The 17,065-nt window shown below is 72.3% G+C and carries 16 protein-coding genes; 9 read left to right on the top strand and 7 right to left on the bottom strand.

The window, feature by feature from the left end:
* Window positions 1–58 precede the first annotated feature (58 nt).
* From AC3ANS_RS19935 to AC3ANS_RS19925, 3 genes are all read right to left on the bottom strand, one after another.
* Window positions 59–2,209: a glycosyltransferase gene (locus AC3ANS_RS19935; protein WP_488293318.1), complete on the bottom strand. Its 2,151-nt coding sequence runs from the start codon at window positions 2,207–2,209 to the stop codon at window positions 59–61.
* Window positions 2,206–2,487, bottom strand: coding sequence for a hypothetical protein (locus AC3ANS_RS19930; RefSeq protein ID WP_488293317.1), 282 nt, complete (start codon window positions 2,485–2,487; stop codon window positions 2,206–2,208). The genes AC3ANS_RS19935 and AC3ANS_RS19930 overlap by 4 nt, the downstream gene beginning before the upstream one ends.
* 231 nt (window positions 2,488–2,718) lie before the next feature.
* On the bottom strand, window positions 2,719–3,903 hold the full coding sequence (locus AC3ANS_RS19925) for a glycoside hydrolase family 5 protein (RefSeq protein ID WP_488293316.1): 1,185 nt from the start codon (window positions 3,901–3,903) through the stop codon (window positions 2,719–2,721).
* A gap of 58 nt (window positions 3,904–3,961) precedes the next feature.
* Between AC3ANS_RS19925 and AC3ANS_RS19920 the strand changes: the two genes are divergently transcribed.
* The 6 genes from AC3ANS_RS19920 to AC3ANS_RS19895 all read left to right on the top strand — a co-directional run bounded on the left by AC3ANS_RS19920 (window position 3,962) and on the right by AC3ANS_RS19895 (window position 11,740).
* Entirely contained in the window at window positions 3,962–5,218 is a 1,257-nt protein-coding gene (locus AC3ANS_RS19920) for a hydroxyacid-oxoacid transhydrogenase (RefSeq protein WP_488293315.1), read from the top strand.
* A gap of 1 nt (window position 5,219) precedes the next feature.
* Window positions 5,220–7,958 (top strand): FAD-binding and (Fe-S)-binding domain-containing protein, encoded by a 2,739-nt coding sequence (locus AC3ANS_RS19915; RefSeq protein WP_488293314.1) that lies wholly within the window; start codon window positions 5,220–5,222, stop codon window positions 7,956–7,958.
* Between the two features lie 90 nt (window positions 7,959–8,048).
* The gene (locus AC3ANS_RS19910) at window positions 8,049–9,272 is read left to right on the top strand and encodes a class I SAM-dependent methyltransferase (RefSeq protein WP_488293313.1); all 1,224 of its coding nucleotides are present in this window, start codon (window positions 8,049–8,051) and stop codon (window positions 9,270–9,272) included.
* Window positions 9,272–10,243, top strand: coding sequence for a hypothetical protein (locus tag AC3ANS_RS19905; protein ID WP_488293312.1), 972 nt, complete (start codon window positions 9,272–9,274; stop codon window positions 10,241–10,243). The genes AC3ANS_RS19910 and AC3ANS_RS19905 overlap by 1 nt, the downstream gene beginning before the upstream one ends.
* Complete coding sequence (locus tag AC3ANS_RS19900) at window positions 10,227–11,231, top strand: DNA topoisomerase IB (protein ID WP_488293311.1); 1,005 nt, start codon at window positions 10,227–10,229, stop codon at window positions 11,229–11,231. The genes AC3ANS_RS19905 and AC3ANS_RS19900 overlap by 17 nt, the downstream gene beginning before the upstream one ends.
* Window positions 11,231–11,740: an O-acetyl-ADP-ribose deacetylase gene (locus AC3ANS_RS19895; protein ID WP_488293310.1), complete on the top strand. Its 510-nt coding sequence runs from the start codon at window positions 11,231–11,233 to the stop codon at window positions 11,738–11,740. Before AC3ANS_RS19900 ends, AC3ANS_RS19895 begins: the two co-directional genes overlap by 1 nt.
* A gap of 6 nt (window positions 11,741–11,746) precedes the next feature.
* Here AC3ANS_RS19895 and serC read toward each other — a convergent pair whose 3' ends face one another.
* Window positions 11,747–12,868 (bottom strand): phosphoserine transaminase, encoded by a 1,122-nt coding sequence (gene serC, locus AC3ANS_RS19890; protein ID WP_488293309.1) that lies wholly within the window; start codon window positions 12,866–12,868, stop codon window positions 11,747–11,749.
* Window positions 12,869–12,970: 102 nt separating this feature from the next.
* On the opposite strand from serC, the gene AC3ANS_RS19885 reads away from it, so the two are divergent.
* Window positions 12,971–13,345 carry a zinc-ribbon domain-containing protein gene (locus tag AC3ANS_RS19885; protein ID WP_488293308.1) on the top strand — a complete coding sequence of 125 codons (375 nt, stop codon included), beginning with the start codon at window positions 12,971–12,973 and terminating at the stop codon, window positions 13,343–13,345.
* Window positions 13,338–13,838 carry a GNAT family N-acetyltransferase gene (locus AC3ANS_RS19880; RefSeq protein WP_488293307.1) on the top strand — a complete coding sequence of 167 codons (501 nt, stop codon included), beginning with the start codon at window positions 13,338–13,340 and terminating at the stop codon, window positions 13,836–13,838. Before AC3ANS_RS19885 ends, AC3ANS_RS19880 begins: the two co-directional genes overlap by 8 nt.
* Here AC3ANS_RS19880 and AC3ANS_RS19875 read toward each other — a convergent pair.
* The gene (locus tag AC3ANS_RS19875) at window positions 13,796–14,404 is read right to left on the bottom strand and encodes a class I SAM-dependent methyltransferase (protein WP_488293306.1); all 609 of its coding nucleotides are present in this window, start codon (window positions 14,402–14,404) and stop codon (window positions 13,796–13,798) included. The genes AC3ANS_RS19880 and AC3ANS_RS19875 overlap by 43 nt on opposite strands.
* Window positions 14,405–14,515: 111 nt before the next feature.
* Here AC3ANS_RS19875 and AC3ANS_RS19870 point away from each other — a divergent pair, with 111 nt between their 5' ends.
* Complete coding sequence (locus AC3ANS_RS19870; RefSeq protein ID WP_488293305.1) at window positions 14,516–15,097, top strand: VldE C-terminal domain-containing protein; 582 nt, start codon at window positions 14,516–14,518, stop codon at window positions 15,095–15,097.
* Here the strand turns inward: AC3ANS_RS19870 and AC3ANS_RS19865 are convergent.
* Both AC3ANS_RS19865 and AC3ANS_RS19860 read right to left on the bottom strand, forming a co-directional pair.
* Complete coding sequence (locus AC3ANS_RS19865; protein WP_488293304.1) at window positions 15,094–15,951, bottom strand: SDR family NAD(P)-dependent oxidoreductase; 858 nt, start codon at window positions 15,949–15,951, stop codon at window positions 15,094–15,096. The two genes, AC3ANS_RS19870 and AC3ANS_RS19865, sit on opposite strands and share 4 nt — an antisense overlap.
* Entirely contained in the window at window positions 15,936–17,042 is a 1,107-nt protein-coding gene (locus AC3ANS_RS19860) for a citrate synthase 2 (protein WP_488293303.1), read from the bottom strand. The genes AC3ANS_RS19865 and AC3ANS_RS19860 overlap by 16 nt, the downstream gene beginning before the upstream one ends.
* Window positions 17,043–17,065: the final 23 nt, after the last annotated feature.

Raw genomic sequence — 17,065 nt, 5'->3', positions numbered from 1 at the left:
CGGAGGCGTGAGCTGGAGGAGCGCAGCGGGGGAAGCGAGCGGCTTCGTGGGGTGAGGCTCATGACTCGTGTCCTTCGTCGAGGCCGTGCTCGGTCTTCTCCCAGTAGAACGGGTTGGTGAACAACTGGATGAAGCCCTTCCAGGCGGCCCAGCTCATCAGGCCCCAGTAGAACGGCGAGAGCAGGGCCGTGCGGGTCAGGCCGAACTCACCGCGATGCAGGCTGCCGGCGACGTTGAGGTAGACGAACACGAAGTTGCCGACGAACAGCAGCGCGCTCGCGGCGTAGAAGATGATGCCCGGGAACAGCTGCTCGATGAATCCGGCCTGGGTGAACACGTACAGCGTCGTGAGGGCCCAGAAGATCGGGTTGAGCAGCAGCACGAACGCGCTGCCCATCGTGAGGTTGAAGCTGAGGAAGCCGCTGAGGCCGGTCTGGGAGAGCAGCCGGACCGGGTTGCGCATGTGGACCAGCCAGGTCTGGATGTACCCCTTGTTCCACCGGCTGCGCTGCCGGATCCAGTTGGGGACCTGGGAGTTCGCCTCCTCGAGCGTGGTCGAGTCGATCATCGCCGTCCGGTAGCCCTCGCGGTGCAGCCGGATCCCGAGGTCGGCGTCCTCCGTCACGTTGAACGGGTCCCAGGCGCCGAGCTCGCGCAGCTTGTCGGTCACGAAGTGGTTCGACGTGCCGCCGAGCGGGATCGGGGACTCGGCCGCGCCCATGGCGGGCAGCACCAGCTCGAAGTGCATCGAGTACTCGTTCGCGAACCACGCGGTGAGCATGTTCTGGTCCTGGTTGAAGTGGTTGAGCTTCGCCTGGACGCACACCACGTTGCTCGCGACCCGGCTGAACGCGATCACGGCCTTCTTCAGCTGGTCGGGGTCGGGCCGGTCCTCGGCGTCGAAGATCACGCAGAACGAGCCGTTGGCGAGCTGGAGGCCGTAGTTGCACGCCTTCGGCTTGGTCTTCGGCTGGCTGTCGGGCACCACCACGAGGTGGAAGTGCGGCGGCAGCTGCATGTCGCGGATCTTCTGGACGGTCTCCTCGTCGTCCTCCTCGCACAGCAGCTTCACGTCCAGGCGGGTGCGCGGGTAGTCGAGGGCGTTGATGTCGCGGACCAGCCGCGGGACGATGCCCGCCTCCTTGTAGAGCGGGACGAGGATCGTGTAGATCGGCAGCTGACGCTCGTCGATCGCCGCGATCTCCTCGTCGGTGACGTCGGTCTCCAGGTGGGTGCCCAGGGCCCGCAGCGTGAGGCGGAACTTGTAGAACGACACCACCAGGTAGAGCAGGCTGCACGCCGCGACCAGGCCGATCGCCGTCGGCATCGGCCAGATCACCCCGCAGAACACGATCACGATCAAGGTGAGCACCAGGCCCGCCTTCTGACCGCCGGAGATCACCACGTGCGCGGACTCCTCGGGCCGCGTCTCCATGAGCAGCCGGGTCGAGATCTCGGCGTAGTGGCGCGAGTGCACGCGCTGGATCAGCTGGTCGAGCTCGGTGCGGTTGGCCAGCAGCTGGCGGAACGGTGACCCGAGGGCCTCCTCGACCTCGGCCGACTGCTCGGCGTCGAGAGGACGGGCGACCGCGAGCAGCACCAGGTCGTCGGTCGCCGCGACCGGCACCGCCTGGAACCCGTGCGCGAGCGTCTCGGGCAGCCGGCGCGCGACCTCGAGGTCGGGGGTGAAGTCGGCGAGGCCGACGCGCTGCATCTGGTACATCTCCGACAGCGCCGCGACCAGGACGTCCTCGGTGATCGCCTCGTGGGAGACCAGGATGTCGCCGAGCGCGTCACCGGTCCGGGAGTACTCCAGCATCGCGCGCTGCAGCTGCTCGTCGGTGATCAGGCCGCTGCGCGTGAGCATCTGGGCCATCTGCATCCGCGCCCGGCGGGCGTCCGGGGACTCGACCTCCGTCTCCTGCGGCGGGAAGACCGAGTCGATCGCGGTCACGATCTCGTTGACGGTGTGGCGCACGAGCTGCACGGGACGGTCGATCCGCTCGGCGACCACCTGGGCGGTGATGGCGTCGTCGGCATCGGCGGCGGCCACCAGCACGGTGCCGTTCGCCGAGGCGTACGGCATCACCCGGAACGTGCGGCAGATGCCCTCGGGGATCAGGTGGCGCAGGTCCCGGTCGACCCCGTCGGTGAGCCGAGGGAGGCGGCGGGTCTCGGTGCCGGGCTTGCCGGACTGGGTAGTGGTCACGGTGAGGTCCCCGCTCCGAAGCCGAAGCCGCCGGGCGAGGTGCGCCCGGCCTGCTCTGAGTGTCCGGCGGCACCCGGCTGCGCGGGCTTGGGCCGCGTGCTGCTGCCGCGCGACCGCATCACGGCGTACGCGAGGTAGGCGACACCGAGCGCCACGAGCGGCGCGATGAGGAAGGTGAGCATGGCGACGACGAGGATCACCAACGTCAGCATCAGCCCCACGACCGCGGCGCCGACCGACTTGGTTGCCGGACGCGACGGACCCGCCTGCACCGACATGATGCTTCCCCCCTGCTCAGGTGCCATCCCCGGTCCCGAGCCCGCTTGCGGGCACATGGTGGCACGCCCCCACGGGTGCCGTTCACCGATCGATGTACCTCTCGAACACCTACGGTAGTGGGGTTTCGAGCCGATCTGGTGCGGTCTGGTCCAGCGTTGACGGACTGTTGACCGATCGTTGACCGCACGTGGACCGCCTGTGTATCTAGCAGCCCGCCCGGGTGGTCTGACTCACGTCGGGAGGTGTCCGGTGAGCCAGCCGCGCACCTCTCGTCCGTACGCCGTGGGGCGGCCGCTCTCGTCCGACACCAGCGCCATCGGGTCGGCCGGGTGGTCGGCCCAGACCCAGAACAGCGCGCCCAGACCGTGCTCGTCGGCCCAGTCGAGGTAGCGCCCGACGTACCCGTCCTCGGGCCGGCGGGCGCCGAGCTCGGCGGTGACGACGGGCACGGACTCGGCGAGGGGACCCAGCACCCGATCCCAACAGCCGGCGTCGGCGCACGCCTTGAAGTCGTAGGAGTGGAACGCCGCCACCAGCTGGTCGTCGTCGGGTGCGAACTCCAGCCAGTGGCTGAGGTCGTTGGCGTAGTCGAGCCCGCCCAGCAGGATGGGCTGCCCGGCGCCGGCGTCGCGGATCGCGCTGACCACGGCGGCCATGCCTTGCACCGGGTAGGTGACCTGGCCCTGCGTCGCGGTCTGGTCGTCCTCGACCGGCGCCTGGCAGCCGCCGTCGCGCCAGCACTCCCAGGTCAGGTCGAACAGGAGCCGGTCGCCGCCGGCGCTGTAGCGGGAGTAGGGCTCGTTGAACGCGTCGAACATCACCGACGGGTTGTCCTGGTAGGCCGTGGCCACCGAGGTCCAGAACGCGATCGACTCCGAGTCCGGCATCGCGAGGTTGCCGAACTCCGGCTGGCCGATCCGCTTGCGGCTGTGCAGGTCGAGCACCACGACCATGCCGGCGCGGTTGAGGGCCGTCACGAACCGGTGCACGTCGTCGCGGTAGCCCGCGACGGTGCGCTCCTCGTACTGGTCGCTGACCGGGGCGCCGCGGGTGCCCAGCCAGCAGTCCTGGTTGAGGGGCAGCCGCACGGTGTTGGCGCCCCACCGGCGGATCGCCGCGGCCTCGGCTTCCGGGGGATCGCTCGCCACCAGGTTGTCCAGGGCGGACATCCCCCAGCCCTGCGCGCAGGCGTACTCGAAGCTGCTCCAGTTCACCCCGCGCGGCACGAAGTCGCGGCCGCTGCGGGCATCGACGATCCGGTTGCCCTCCACCACCGGGCGCGCGGCACCGGTCTCGGCCTGGACGCCGGCGGCGATCGGGTTGCGCAGCTGCAGGTAGAGGACGGCGCCGGCGAGGAGCGCCACGACGACCGCCAGCACGATCCAGCGTGTCTGAGCCCGCGCGTGCACCAGCATGGAAGCCCCCCTTCCCGTCGCACATCGTACGGGCCGGTCCGGCGGTTATGTTGGCCGAATGAGCGAGACCGTGTTCACCTACGCAGCGCCCGCGCTCAAGTTCGGCCCCGGGTCGTCCGGCGAGGTCGGGCACGACCTGGCGTCGTACGGCGCGAAGCGGGTGCTCCTCGTCACCGACCCCGGTGTCGCGGCGACCGGCCACCCGGAGCGGATCGCGGACCAGGTGGCTGCGCGGGGGATCGCGGTCACGACGTACGACCGGGTGCACGTCGAGCCGACCGACGCGTCGATGGCCGACGCGATCGCGTTCGCCCGCGACGCCGGACCGTTCGACGCGATCGTCGCGGTCGGGGGCGGCTCCTCCATCGACACCGCGAAGGCCGTCAACCTGCTCACCACCAACCCCGGCGAGCTGATGGACTACGTCAACGCGCCGGTCGGCAAGGCACTCGCGCCGTCCCAGCCGCTGCTGCCGCTCGTCGCGATCCCCACCACGACCGGGACCGGCGCGGAGAGCACCACGATCTGCGTGCTCGACGTGCTGGCGCTGAAGGTCAAGACCGGGATCAGCCACCCCCGCCTGCGGCCGACCCTGGCGGTCGTCGACCCGGAGCTGACCCTGAGCCAGCCGGCAACTGTCACCGCGGCGGCCGGCATGGACATCGTGTGCCACGCGCTGGAGAGCTACACCGCGCGGTGGTACGCCGACTTCGACGCCAAGCAGCCGGAGCAGCGGGTGCCCTACTGCGGGGCGAACCCGATCGCCGACCTGTGGTCGGAGAAGGCGCTGGGGCTGATCGCCGGCGCGTTCCGCTCCGCCGTGCGGGACGGGTCGGACCGGGCCGCTCGTGAGCAGATGGCGATGGCGGCGACCTTCGCCGGGCTCGGCTTCGGCAACGCGGGGGTGCACATCCCGCACGCCAACGCCTACCCGATCGCGGGGCGGGTCCGCGACTACCGCCCCGAGAGCTATCCCGACGAGGCGATCGTCCCGCATGGGATGGCGGTCTCCCTGACGGCGCCCGCGGCGTTCCGGTTCACGTTCGACGCCGCCCCCGAGCGGCACCTGCGGGCCGCCCGCCTGCTCGACCCCCGGGTGGCGGACGGCCCGGACGCCCTGCCGTCGGCGCTGACCGCCCTGATGCGCGACATCGGCATCCCCAACGGCCTGGCGGCCGTGGGGTACGCCGAGTCCGACGTGGACGACCTGGTCGCGGGCGCGCTGCAGCAGCAGCGGCTGCTCGCGACCGCGCCGAAGAGTCCCACTCCAGAGGACCTCGCGTCGGTGTTCCGCGCGTCGATGGAACACTGGTGACGTGTCGCAGACGTCCCCGCCGGCCCCCTCCTCCCCGGCTGTGTCAGACCTCGTCGGGGAGCTGCGTCGCCGCGGCGTCTCGGACGTCGACGACTCGACGCTGACGCGGGCGCTGTACTCCTCGGATGCCTCGCTGTACCGCGTGGTGCCCCAGGTCGTCGTGCGGCCCCGTCACCGCGACGAGCTGCTCGCGGTGCTCGACGCCGCGCACGTCACGGGTGCGCCGCTGACCATGCGGGGCGCCGGCACCTCGATCGCCGGCAACGCGGTCGGCACCGGCATCGTGGTGGACACGCTGCGGCACCTCAACCGGGTGCTCTCGATCGACGCCGAGGCCCGCACGGCGGTCGTGCAGCCCGGTGTCGTGCACGCCGACCTGCAGCGGGCGGCCGCGCCGTACGGCCTGCGCTTCGGGCCCGACCCCTCGACCCACACCCGCTGCACGATCGGCGGGATGATCGGCAACAACGCCTGCGGGTCGCGAGCCCTCGGCTACGGCCGCACCGTCGACAACGTGGTCGCGATGGACGTCGCCCACGGGCCGGGTGCGACCGACGTCGAGGCGCGACTGGGGGCGCTGGTCGACCAGCACCTGGGCCACGTGCGGACGGCCTTCGGGCGGTTCTCGCGGCAGGTGAGCGGCTACTCGTTGGAGCACCTGCTGCCGGAGAACGGCCGCAACCTCGACCGCTTCCTGGTGGGGTCCGAGGGGACGCTCGCCGTCGTCCAGGAGGCGACCGTGCGCCTGGTCGAGGACGTCGCCGAGCGGTGGCTGGTGCTGCTGGGCTACCCGTCGATGGTCGAGGCCGCGGACGCCGTGCCCACGCTGGTCGCGGCCTGCGAGGGCCGCATGATCGCGTGCGAGGGCCTCGACGCCCGGATCGTCGACCTGGTGCGCGCGCGGGGCAACGCCGTCCCCGAGCTGCCCCGCGGCGCGGGCTGGCTGTTCGTCGAGCTGACCGGCGCGGAGGCTGAGTCGCTGGCCGCGCGGGTGGTCGCGCAGGCAGGCGCCCTCGGGCACCGCATCGTGCTCGACCCGGCCGAGGCCGCGGCCTTGTGGCGGATCCGCGAGGACGGCGCCGGGCTCGCCGCGCGCAGCCTGTCCCGTCCGGCCTACTCCGGCTGGGAGGACGCCGCCGTACCCCCCGAGCGCCTGGGCGCCTGGCTGCGCGACTTCGACGAGCTGCTGCGCGAGCACGACCTCGACGGCGTGCCCTACGGACACTTCGGTGACGGGTGCGTGCACGTGCGCATCGACTTCCCCTTCCAGGTCGACGGTGTCGACGGTGCCGGCCGCTTCCGCGACTTCCTCACCGCCTCGGCGCTCAAGCTCCGCGACCACGGCGGCTCGTTGTCCGGCGAGCACGGCGACGGCCGGGCCCGCTCCGAGCTGCTGCCGCTGATGTACGACGTGGAGTCGCTGCGGCTGTTCGCTGCCGTCAAGGAGATCTGCGACCCCGCGAACCTGCTCAACCCCGGCAACATCGTCGACCCGGCCCCGCTCGACGCCGACCTGCGCCCGGCCCGGCACCGCCCCGCGATCCCCTTGGCCGGAGCCGTGCACCGCTGCACCGGTGTCGGCAAGTGCGTGGCTCCGACGACCAACGGCGTGATGTGCCCGTCGTACCTCGCGACGCGTGAGGAGAAGGACTCGACCCGCGGCCGGTCCCGGGTGCTGCAGGAGGCCCTCGACGGCGAGCTCGTGCACGGCCTCGCCGACCCGGCCGTGCACGAAGCGCTCGACCTCTGCCTGGCCTGCAAGGGCTGCGCGTCCGACTGCCCCACCGGCGTCGACATGGCGACCTACAAGGCAGAGGCGCTGCACGCGACGTACGACGGACCGGGAGGCAAGCGCCGCCCGCGCAGCCACTACCTGCTGGGCCGGCTGCCGAAGTGGGCCCGGCTCGCCGCCCCCGTGGCGCCGATGGCGAACCGGATGATGCGGTTGGGCCCGGTCGCCCGGCTCGCCAAGGCGACCGCCGGCATCGACCAGCGGCGCTCGATCCCGGCCTTCGCGCCGCGCACGCTGCGCCGGACGACGGGCGTCGCGGAGGTCGTGCCCGACGTGTGGATCTGGGCCGACTCGTTCACCGACCACTTCTTCCCGGTCAACGCGCTGGCGGCGATCCGGTTCCTGGAGTCGGTCGGCGTGACCGCCCGGGTGATCCGGGAGGACGCGTGCTGCGGTCTGACCTGGGTGACCACCGGCCAGCTCGACGAGGCTCGGGCGATCATGACCCGGACGGTCCGGACGCTGAGGCCGTACGTCGAGTCCGGGGTGCCGGTCGTCGGCCTGGAGCCGTCGTGCCTCGCGACGTTGCGCAGCGACCTGCCGGAGATGATCGGGGAGCACCTGGACGTGCTGACGTTCGCCGAGCTGCTGGAGCGGCTCGACGTGCCGCTGCCCTCGCTCGCCGGGGTCGAGGTCGTCGCCCAGCCGCACTGCCACCACGCGTCCGTGCTCGGCTGGGCGGCCGACAAGCGGCTGCTGGAGAAGGCCGGCGCGAGCGTCACCCAGGTCGCCGGCTGCTGCGGCCTGGCCGGCAACTTCGGCATGGAGAAGGGCCACTACGAGGTGTCGGTCGCGATCGCGGAGACCCACCTGCTGCCTGCGGTGCGCTCCCACCCGGACGCCGTCGTGCTCGCCGACGGCATGTCCTGCCGGGTGCAGCTCGACGACCTCGCGGACGTCCCCACGATGCACCTCGCCGAGCTGCTGGCTTCTAAGGTGACCGGGTGAACCCCCGTCATCGACGACTCGTCATCCCGATCGCGCTGGCGGCTCTGCTCCTCGTGGTCGTGATCGCGGCGGTCACGAAGTGAGCGTGCGATGAGCGAGCCGCTGCTCCGTGCGCTGAACCGGCTGCGCGAGCACATCCTCGACCCCGAGGTGCTCGTCCGCGCGGTGGCCTCGGGCCGCCAGAAGGGCACCCAGCCCACGTGGCGCCGCGCCGAGCTGAGGTACGTCGACCTCAAGGCCGGCCGGCACCTGCAGATCACGACGTACGACGAGACCCAGGCGCACACCGCCAACCATGCTGTGGCCGCCTCCGACGGGTCGAGCGCGGCTCGCGACGCCGTGGACGCCCTGCTCGACGAGCCGTTCGCCAACTGGCACGTCGACACCACCACCGAGAGCCACCAGCTGCGGGTCACCAAGAAGCTCGAGGCGGTCGTGCACACCACCGACCGGGCCGAGCCGGTGGAGATCGAGCGCGGGCACGACCGCGACAAGGCGCGACTTCTGCCCGAGAACGACCCGGTGTTCGTCGCGCTCGGGATCTCCGACGGGTCGGGCCGGCTCAAGCCGAGCCGCCAGGCCAAGTACCGCCAGGTCGAGGAGTTCCTCCGGCTGCTGGACGCCTCGATCACCGACGCGCTGGACAAGGGGCACCTGCGCCGCCCGACGCCCGAGGACCCGCTGCGGATCGTCGACCTCGGCTGTGGCAACGCCTACCTGACGTTCGCGGCCGAGCGCTACCTCAGCGGCGTGCGCGGGCTCCCGGTGCGGCTCACCGGCGTCGACGTCAAGGAGCAGTCGCGCGAGCACAACGCGGAGGTCGCTCGCGGCCTCGGCGTCTCGGCGGAGTTCGTCGTCGGCACGATCGGCGGCGTCCAGCTCGATCCGGCACCCGAGGTGGTGCTCGCGCTGCATGCGTGCGACACCGCGACCGACGAGGCGCTCGCCCAGTCCGTCGCGTGGGGCGCCCAGCTGGTGCTGGCCGCGCCGTGCTGCCACCACGACATCGCCGCCCAGATGCGGCGCTCGCCGACACCCGCGCCGTACGCCATGATCACGCGGCACGGGATCCTGCGCGAACGGCTGGCCGACACGCTCACCGATGCGCTGCGGGCCTCGCTGATGCGTCAGCAGGGCTACCGGGTCGACGTCGTGCAGTTCGTCGAGAGCCAGCACACCCCGCGCAACACCATGCTGCGTGCCGTGCGCACGGGTGCGCCGGTCAAGGGCGGCTCGGTGCGCAAGGAGTACGACGACCTCGTCGACACCTGGGGCATCAGCCCCGCACTGGCTCGGCTGCTTGACGCGCGCTGATGCTCGACCGGGTCCTCGGTCTCGCCTCGGCCGTCTCGTTCGCGATCGGCTCGCTCGCCGGGCCGGCGGGCCCGCGCGCCACGGTCGACCTGAGATTCTCCGACCCCGAGATCGTCGAGTCCAGCGGGCTGGTGGTGAGCGACGGGCTGTTCGTCACCGTCAACGACTCCGGTGACAGCGGGCGGGTGTTCGTCGTCGACGGGTCGGGACGGACGGTCGGGGTGACCTCCTGGGCCGACGACCCGGTCGACGTCGAGGCGCTGGCCCCGGCCGGGCCGGGGGAGGTCTGGGTTGGCGACATCGGCGACAACGGCGCCTCCCGGGACTCGGTGCGGGTGCTCCGGGTGCCTTATGGCCGCGGTGACCGGACGGTCACGCCCACGGCGTACACGCTGGTCTATCCCGACCACGGCCACGACGCCGAGACCTTGCTCGCGCAGCCGCGCACCGGACAGCTGTTCGTGGTCACGAAGAACATCTTCGGTGGCACCGTGTACGCCGCTCCGCGCACTCTCTCCGCCGACCACCCCAACCGGCTCCGGCCGGTGGCGGACTCGCTGGCCATCGCCACCGACGGCGCCTTCTTGCCGGACGGGCGGCACTACCTGGAGCGCGACTACGGGTCGGCCGCGGTCTACACGTTCCCCGGCCACGAGCGGGTCGCGTCGTTCCGGCTGCCCTCGCAGCAGCAGGGGGAGGGCATCTCGGTCGCCCCGGACGGGTCGGTGCACATCAGCACCGAGGGGCAGTTCAGCCAGGTGCTGCGCGTCGCCCTCCCAGCCGAGGTGGAGAAGGCGCTCGCGCCGCCCGAGCCCGCGGCTCCGACACCCTCGGCGAGTCCCGCTCCCGCGGCGGATCGCGCCGGAGGCGACGACCGACCGTGGTGGCCCTGGGCGCTCGGTGGCCTCGCCGGGCTCGGGTTTGTGGCTGGTCTCGTGCGGCTACTGACGCGCCATGGTGCGGCTGCGTAGGACGTCGCCCGACCAGCCGGGCTGGACCCGGCGCCGGGCCGGGAAGGGGTTCGTCTACCTCGACGAGCACGGCAGCCGGCTGCCCGAAGAGGACGCCCAGCGCGTCCGCGACCTCGTGATCCCGCCGGCGTGGACCGACGTGTGGGTCACGCCGTACGACAACGGCCACCTGCAGGCGGTCGGCACCGACGACGCCGGGCGGCGGCAGTACCTCTACCACCCGGACTGGCGGGCCCGACGGGACGCGGAGAAGTTCGACCGGATGCTGGAGTTCGGCAAGGCGCTGACCAAGGCGCGTGAGCTCGTCGTGCGCGACCTCGGACGCGAGGGGATGCCGCTGGAGCGAGCGTGCGCGGCCGCCGTACGCCTGCTCGATCTCGGCTACTTCCGGATCGGCAACGACGTGTACGCCGACACCAACGGCTCGTTCGGCCTGACCACGCTCGAGCGCCGGCACGTGCGGCGACGACAGGACAAGCTGGTGTTCGCGTTCGTCGGCAAGTCGGGTGTCGAGCACCGCATCGAGATCGACGACGCCGTGGTGGTCGAGACCCTCGAGGTGATGCGCCGGCGTCGTGGCCAGGACGCCCGGCTGCTGGCCTACAAGCTCGGGCGCGGCTGGCGGTCGGTGCTGCCCGAGCTCGTCAACGAGTACGTGCGCGCCTCGACCGGCATCGAGGCCACCGCCAAGGACTTCCGCACCTGGCACGCGACCGTGCTGGCCGCTGCGGCGCTCGCCGAGACACCCGAGCCCGGCCACACCAAGGCCTCGCGCAAGAGGGCGGTGGCGGGCGCGATGAAGGAGGTGTCGTGGTTCCTCGGCAACACCCCCACGCTGGCCCGCTCGTCGTACGTCGACCCCCGGGTGATCGACGCCTACGAGGAGGGCCGGACGATCCAGCGGGCGACCCGGCGCACCTACGACACCCCCGACGAGCGGCAGGGCGCGCTGGAGCGTGCGACGCTGAAGCTGCTCAAGGAGGCCTGATGGACATCACCGCGGTGCAGGGTGACATCACCCGGCAGGACGTCGACGCGATCGTCAACGCGGCCAGCAGCGCGATGCGCGGCGGTGGCGGGGTCGACGGCGCGATCCACCGGGCCGGCGGCCCGGCGGTCCTCGAGGACTGCATCGCCCGGTTCCCCCACGGCTTGCCGACGGGGGAGGCCGGCTGGACCACGGCCGGCGACCTCCCGGCGCGCTGGGTGATCCACGTCGTGGGACCCAACCGGCACGCCGGGCAGACCGACCGCTCGCTGCTGCTCTCCTGCTACACCCGCGCGCTGGCGGTGGCCGGCGAGCTCGGCGCCACCACCGTCGCGTTCCCCCTGGTCTCCGCCGGGGTCTACGGCTGGCCCAAGGACGACGCGATCGCGTGCGCGCTCGAGGGGTTCCACTCCGCCGACGCCGCCGGCACCGCCGTCACCGAGGTCCGGATCGTGGCGTACGACGCGGCGACGTACGAGCTCGTCCGCGCCGCTCTCGACGCTCGCTGACCAGCCTCAGAGACGCTCGACGACCCAGTCGATGCAGTGGGTGAGGGCCTCGATGTCGGCGGGGTCGACCGCCGGGTACATCGCGATCCGCAGCTGGTTGCGGCCCAGCTTGCGGTAGGGCTCGGTGTCGACGATGCCGTTGGCTCGCAGGGCCGCGGCGATGCGGGTGGCGTCGATGGAGTCGTCGAAGTCGATGGTGCCGATGACCAGCGAGCGGTGGGCCGGGTCGGTGACGTACGGGAACGCGTAGGGCGACTTCTCCGCCCAAATGTAGAGCGCGTCCGAGGAGGCGGTCGTGCGCGCGACCATCGCGTCGAGCCCGCCGGAGCCGTTCATCCAGTCGAGCTGCTCGGCCATCAGGAACAGCGTGGCGACCGCGGGGGTGTTGTAGGTCTGGTTCTTCGCGGAGTTGTCGATCGCGGTCGGCAGGTCGAAGAACGCCGGGATGTGGCGGCCGGACGCGGCGATCGAGGCGGCCCGGTCGAGGGCGGCGGGGGAGAACAGCGCCAGCCAGAGGCCGCCGTCGGAGGCGAAGCACTTCTGGGGCGCGAAGTAGTAGACGTCGGACTCGGTGACGTCGAGCGGAAGCCCACCCGCGCCGGAGGTGGCGTCGACGAGCACCAGGGCGTCGTCGGCGGCACCGGCGGGGCGGACGACGGGCGCCATCACCGCGGTCGAGGTCTCGTTGTGCGCCCAGGCGTAGACGTCGACGCCCTCCTCCGCGACCGCCGTGGGACGCGAGCCGGGCTCCGACGCGATCACCGACGGGTCCGCGAGCCAGGGGGCGGCCGCCGCGGCCTTGGCGAACTTCGAGGAGAACTCCCCGAACGTCAGGTGCTGGCTCTTCTCGCGGATCAGGCCGTACGTCGCGATGTCCCAGAACGCGGTCGCCCCACCGTTGCCGAGCACCACCTCGTAGCCGTCGGGCAGCGAGAACAGGTCGGCGAGCCCGCTGCGCACCCGGCCGACCAGGTCGCGCACCGGCGCCTGGCGGTGCGACGTACCCATCAGCGACGAGCCCGTCGCGGCGAGCGCGTCGAGGTGGGAGGTCTGGATCTTCGAGGGCCCGGCGCCGAACCGGCCGTCGGCGGGGAGGAGATCGCGAGGAATCTGCAGAGCGTCGGTCATGAGTGGCCTTCCGTGGGTTCGAGGTGGCGCTCGCCTGACGACGCTGTCGGCGGCCCTATTGTGTCACTCGCACCGTTTCGGACCACTCGGGGGAGACAGATCATGAGCAGCACCCAGCCCGCGCGCACGCGCACCGCGGCCCAGACCGCACTGATCGGCCTCGGCGCGCTCCTGATCGTGGGCGGCGTCGTCTGCGCGGCTCTCGGGTTCATCGCCTTCGGCAACTTCGCCGACTCCAGTGACGACCATGCCGCCCGGGACATGGGGTTCTTCGTGGGCGGTGGGTTCGCCATGGTGGTGGGCCTCGCGATCGTCGGCTTCACCCGGGCCCGGATGCTCATGGGGAACGGCGGCTATGCCCGGGTGACCTACGAACAGGGGGTCGCTCCGGCCGGTGGTCGTTACTGCTCCACCTGTGGTCGGCCCACCTCCCCGTCCGCGCGGTTCTGCGACGCCTGCGGGTCCGCGGTTGGCTGAGCTCGAGATCCGGCGCGTCGGCTACGGCCACCCCGACGCGCTGCGCCTGATCGACGAGGTCCAGGCGGAGTACGTCGTCCGGTACGGCGGCCCCGACGAGACCCCGCTCGACCCGCTGATGTTCGAGCCTCCGGACGGCAGCTTCTTCGTCGGCTACCTTGACGGCGAACCGGTCGCCAGCGGGGCTTGGCGTCGCTCCGGGGTCGAAGCACTCGGCACGACCGACACCGTCGAGGTCAAGCGGATGTACGTCGCTCCGCCCGCGCGGGGCAGGGGCATCGCGCGGCGGATGCTCGCGCACCTCGAGCAGACCGCCCGCGGCGGTGGCGCTCGCGCCGTGCTGCTCGAGACCGGGCTGCGCCAGCCCGAGGCGATCGCGCTCTACGAGTCGAGCGGCTACACGCCGGTCGCACCGTTCGGCTACTACCGCTGCGCGCCGTTGTCGCGCTGCTACGGGCGGCTGCTGCCCGCGAGCCTGCCCACCACCAGGTAGCGCTCGTCCTGGATCGGCCGGCCCCAGTAGGCCCGGTCGGGCAGCGGTCGGTGCTCGTGGGCCAACCCGGCGCCCTCCACCAGGGCGGTGGTCTCCGCCGCGGGCAGGCCGGCGCCGGTGGACCACTGGCCTTCGACGAGCACCAGCCGGCCGCCGGGGCGGAGCAGCCGCACCCAGCGCGCGAGCACCTCGGCCGGCGACGGCAACGCCCACAGGACGTGGCGGCATAGCACGACGTCGTACGTCCCTGTCTCGAGCGGCGGGTCGGCTGCGTCGCCGACGGTGAAGCTCGTGCCGGGGAAGGTGCCGACCTTCGCGCAGGCCCGGCGCACCATCTCGGGGGAGAAGTCCACGCCGTCGACCTCGTGCCCCTCCTCGGCGAGGAGCAGCGACAGCGTCCCGGTGCCGCACCCGAGATCGGCAACCCGGGACGGCACCGGCGGCAGCACGGAGCGCAGCAGCGTGCGCCACGCGTCGCGGATGACGGGAGTGCGGAGGCCGTGGTCGGGCTCGTCGTCGAAGGTCGCCGCCTCGGCGTCCCAGTGGTCGCTGTCCCGAGAGGTCATCTCCCGACCCTATGCCGGCCCCGAGGCCGGAGCCGGTGTGTGACGAACTGGGCGTTCGGGATCCAGTCGATCCGCCACGCGCGCACTGGTCTAGACCTACGCTTGTCGATCGTGCGCCTCTCGGTCCCCCTGCTCCTCACCCCTCTCCTCGGCCCCGTCGTCGGACTGCTCCTCGGCCTCGCGGTGGCCGCCCCCGCGGCCGCGGACATCGAGGACTACGCGTCGTACCAGGCGCCCCGGACCTGCCACCCTCACCCGCGGCCCGGCACGGTGGTCCTCGGGCACTGGGCGGCGCGCCACTACGGCGGTGGGTACGTCGGGTACGGCCGCAGCTGCTCGAAGAAGGACGGGCCGACCTCGGAGCACCAGACGGGCCAGGCGTTCGACCTGAGCCTGGACGCCACGAGCCCGCGGGGCCGCCGGGTCGCGGGCCGGCTGCTGGATCGGCTCTTCGCGGCCGACGGCCGCGGCAACGAGGACGCGCTCGCGCGCCGGATGGGCGTGATGTACGTGATCTGGGACGACCAGATGTACCCCGCGTGGAACGGGTTCGAGCCCGAGCCGTACCTCTCCTCGGGGTGCAGGACCCGCCGCACGTGCTCGACCACGCTGCGGCACCGCGACCACGTGCACGTGTCGTTGAGCAGGCGCGGCGCCCGGGGACTGACCAGCTGGTACGACGGGCGGCTCTAGCCCCGGCGCGCGCGCCGTTCCTGCAGGCGGCGCTGCTTGGCGACGAACCGGATCGAGGAGCGCTGGATGAAGCCCGGGAAGTAGCGGCCCAGGCGCCACTGGATCCGCGCCGTGCGCGGCGTGACCAGCATCGCGCGGTTCTCGGCGACGGCCGTCAGCACCTGGTCGACGAAGACCGCGGGGTCGAGCGGCCGCCGCACGCCCTGGCCCTTGAGGTAGAAGTCGCGGCCGTGGAACTTCCCGATGTACCCCTTGTCGAGGATCGGGGTGTCCACCGCCGAGGGGCAGACGACGGTCACGCCGACGCCCTTGGCCGCGGCCTCCGAGCGCAGCGCGAGCGAGAGGCCGACCACGGCATGCTTGGTCATCACGTACGACGTGATCAGGCCCGCCGCCATCAGCCCGCCCATCGAGGCGGTGTTGACGATCTGGCCACCGGAGACGCCGGTGCCGCCACGGGCGACCATGAGCGGGTACGCCGCAGCGACGCCGTGCACGACGCCGCGGATGTTGACGTCGATGATCGCGTCCCACTGCTCGAGCGTCAGGTCCTCGGTCTCGCCCCCGAACGTGATCCCGGCGTTGTTGAACAACAGGTCGGGGGCGACCTCCGCGACCAGGGCCTGGACCGCGCTCGCGTCGGTGACGTCGAGGGCCACGGCACGCGCGCCGATCGGGTCGGCCACCCGGGCGGCCGCGGCCGCGTCGAGGTCGGCGCAGACCACCTGGGCGCCCGCCGTGGCCAGTGCCCGGGCGAGGCAGGCGCCGATGCCGGAGCCAGCACCCGTGACGAGCGCGGTCTTGCCGCGGTAGTGCTCGGTGAGCGCGCCCGGAGGCGTCACTCGTGGCGCCACGCGGGGTTCCAGCCCGGGACGTCGGTGGCCGGCCGCGAGGCCGGGCCGGTGTAGACGGCGGAGGGCCGGATCAGCCGCCCGGTGCGCTTCTGCTCGAGGATGTGGGCCGACCAGCCGCCGGTGCGGGCGCAGGTGAACATCGAGGTGAACATGTTCGCGGGCACCTCGGCGAAGTCGAGGACGATCGCCGCCCAGAACTCCACGTTGGTCTCCAGGACCCGGTCAGGCCGGCGCTCGCGGAGCTCGGCCAGCGCCGCCTGCTCCAGCGCCTCGGCGACCTCGTAGCGGGGGGCCGAGAGCTCCTTCGCCGTGCGCCGCAGCACCCGGGCCCGCGGGTCCTCGGCGCGGTAGACGCGGTGGCCGAAGCCCATCAGCCGCTCGCCGTCGTCGAGCAGCTCCTTGACGTAGGTCCGCGCGTCGCCGCGCTTCTCGACCTCCTCGATCATGCCGAGCACCCGCGACGGCGCGCCGCCGTGCAGCGGACCGCTCATCGCGCCGATCGCACCCGAGAACGCCGCCGCGACGTCAGCACCGGTGGAGGTGATCACCCTGGCCGTGAACGTGGAGGCGTTCATGCCGTGCTCGGCGGCCGAGGACCAGTAGGCGTCGATGGCGTGCGCCTGCTTGGGGTCGGCCTCGCCCTTCCAGCGGATCAGGAACTTCTCGGCCAGCGTCGCACCCTTGTCGACCTCGGTCTGCGGCACGACCGGCTGGTGCAGGCCGCGCGCGGACTGGGCGGCGTACGACAGCACCATGACCGCCACCCGGGACAGGTCGGCGCGTGCCTGCTCGTCGCTGATGTCGTAGCTCGCGCGGAAGCCGAACGCCGGTGCGAGCATCGCGATCGCGGCCTGGACGTCCACGCGGACGTCCCCGGTGTGCACCGGGATGTTGTACGCCTCCGCGGGGGGCAGGCCGGGCGCGTAGGTACCGTCGATCAGCAGCCCCCAGACGCTCTCGAACGGGACCCGGCCCACGAGCTCCTCGATGTCCACGCCGCGGTAGCGCAGCGCCGAGCCCTCCTTGTCGGGCTCCGCGATCTCGGTCTCGAAGGCGACGACGCCCTCCAGCCCGTGGTGCACCTCGGTCATGGGACTCCTTCGTCTGGGTTCGG

Source organism: Nocardia sp. 149-1B, from assembly GCF_057747975.1.
This window is presented reverse-complemented; position numbering and strand designations above follow the sequence as displayed.

Coding starts and splice junctions, on each gene's coding strand:
- AC3ANS_RS19930 (WP_488293317.1), bottom strand. CDS start 2,487: ATGTCGGTGCAGGCGGGTCCGTCGCGTCCGGCAACCAAGTCGGTCGGC.
- AC3ANS_RS19925 (WP_488293316.1), bottom strand. CDS start 3,903: ATGCTGGTGCACGCGCGGGCTCAGACACGCTGGATCGTGCTGGCGGTC.
- AC3ANS_RS19920 (WP_488293315.1), top strand. CDS start 3,962: ATGAGCGAGACCGTGTTCACCTACGCAGCGCCCGCGCTCAAGTTCGGC.
- AC3ANS_RS19910 (WP_488293313.1), top strand. CDS start 8,049: ATGAGCGAGCCGCTGCTCCGTGCGCTGAACCGGCTGCGCGAGCACATC.
- AC3ANS_RS19905 (WP_488293312.1), top strand. CDS start 9,272: ATGCTCGACCGGGTCCTCGGTCTCGCCTCGGCCGTCTCGTTCGCGATC.
- AC3ANS_RS19900 (WP_488293311.1), top strand. CDS start 10,227: ATGGTGCGGCTGCGTAGGACGTCGCCCGACCAGCCGGGCTGGACCCGG.
- AC3ANS_RS19895 (WP_488293310.1), top strand. CDS start 11,231: ATGGACATCACCGCGGTGCAGGGTGACATCACCCGGCAGGACGTCGAC.
- serC (WP_488293309.1), bottom strand. CDS start 12,868: ATGACCGACGCTCTGCAGATTCCTCGCGATCTCCTCCCCGCCGACGGC.
- AC3ANS_RS19885 (WP_488293308.1), top strand. CDS start 12,971: ATGAGCAGCACCCAGCCCGCGCGCACGCGCACCGCGGCCCAGACCGCA.
- AC3ANS_RS19875 (WP_488293306.1), bottom strand. CDS start 14,404: ATGACCTCTCGGGACAGCGACCACTGGGACGCCGAGGCGGCGACCTTC.
- AC3ANS_RS19860 (WP_488293303.1), bottom strand. CDS start 17,042: ATGACCGAGGTGCACCACGGGCTGGAGGGCGTCGTCGCCTTCGAGACC.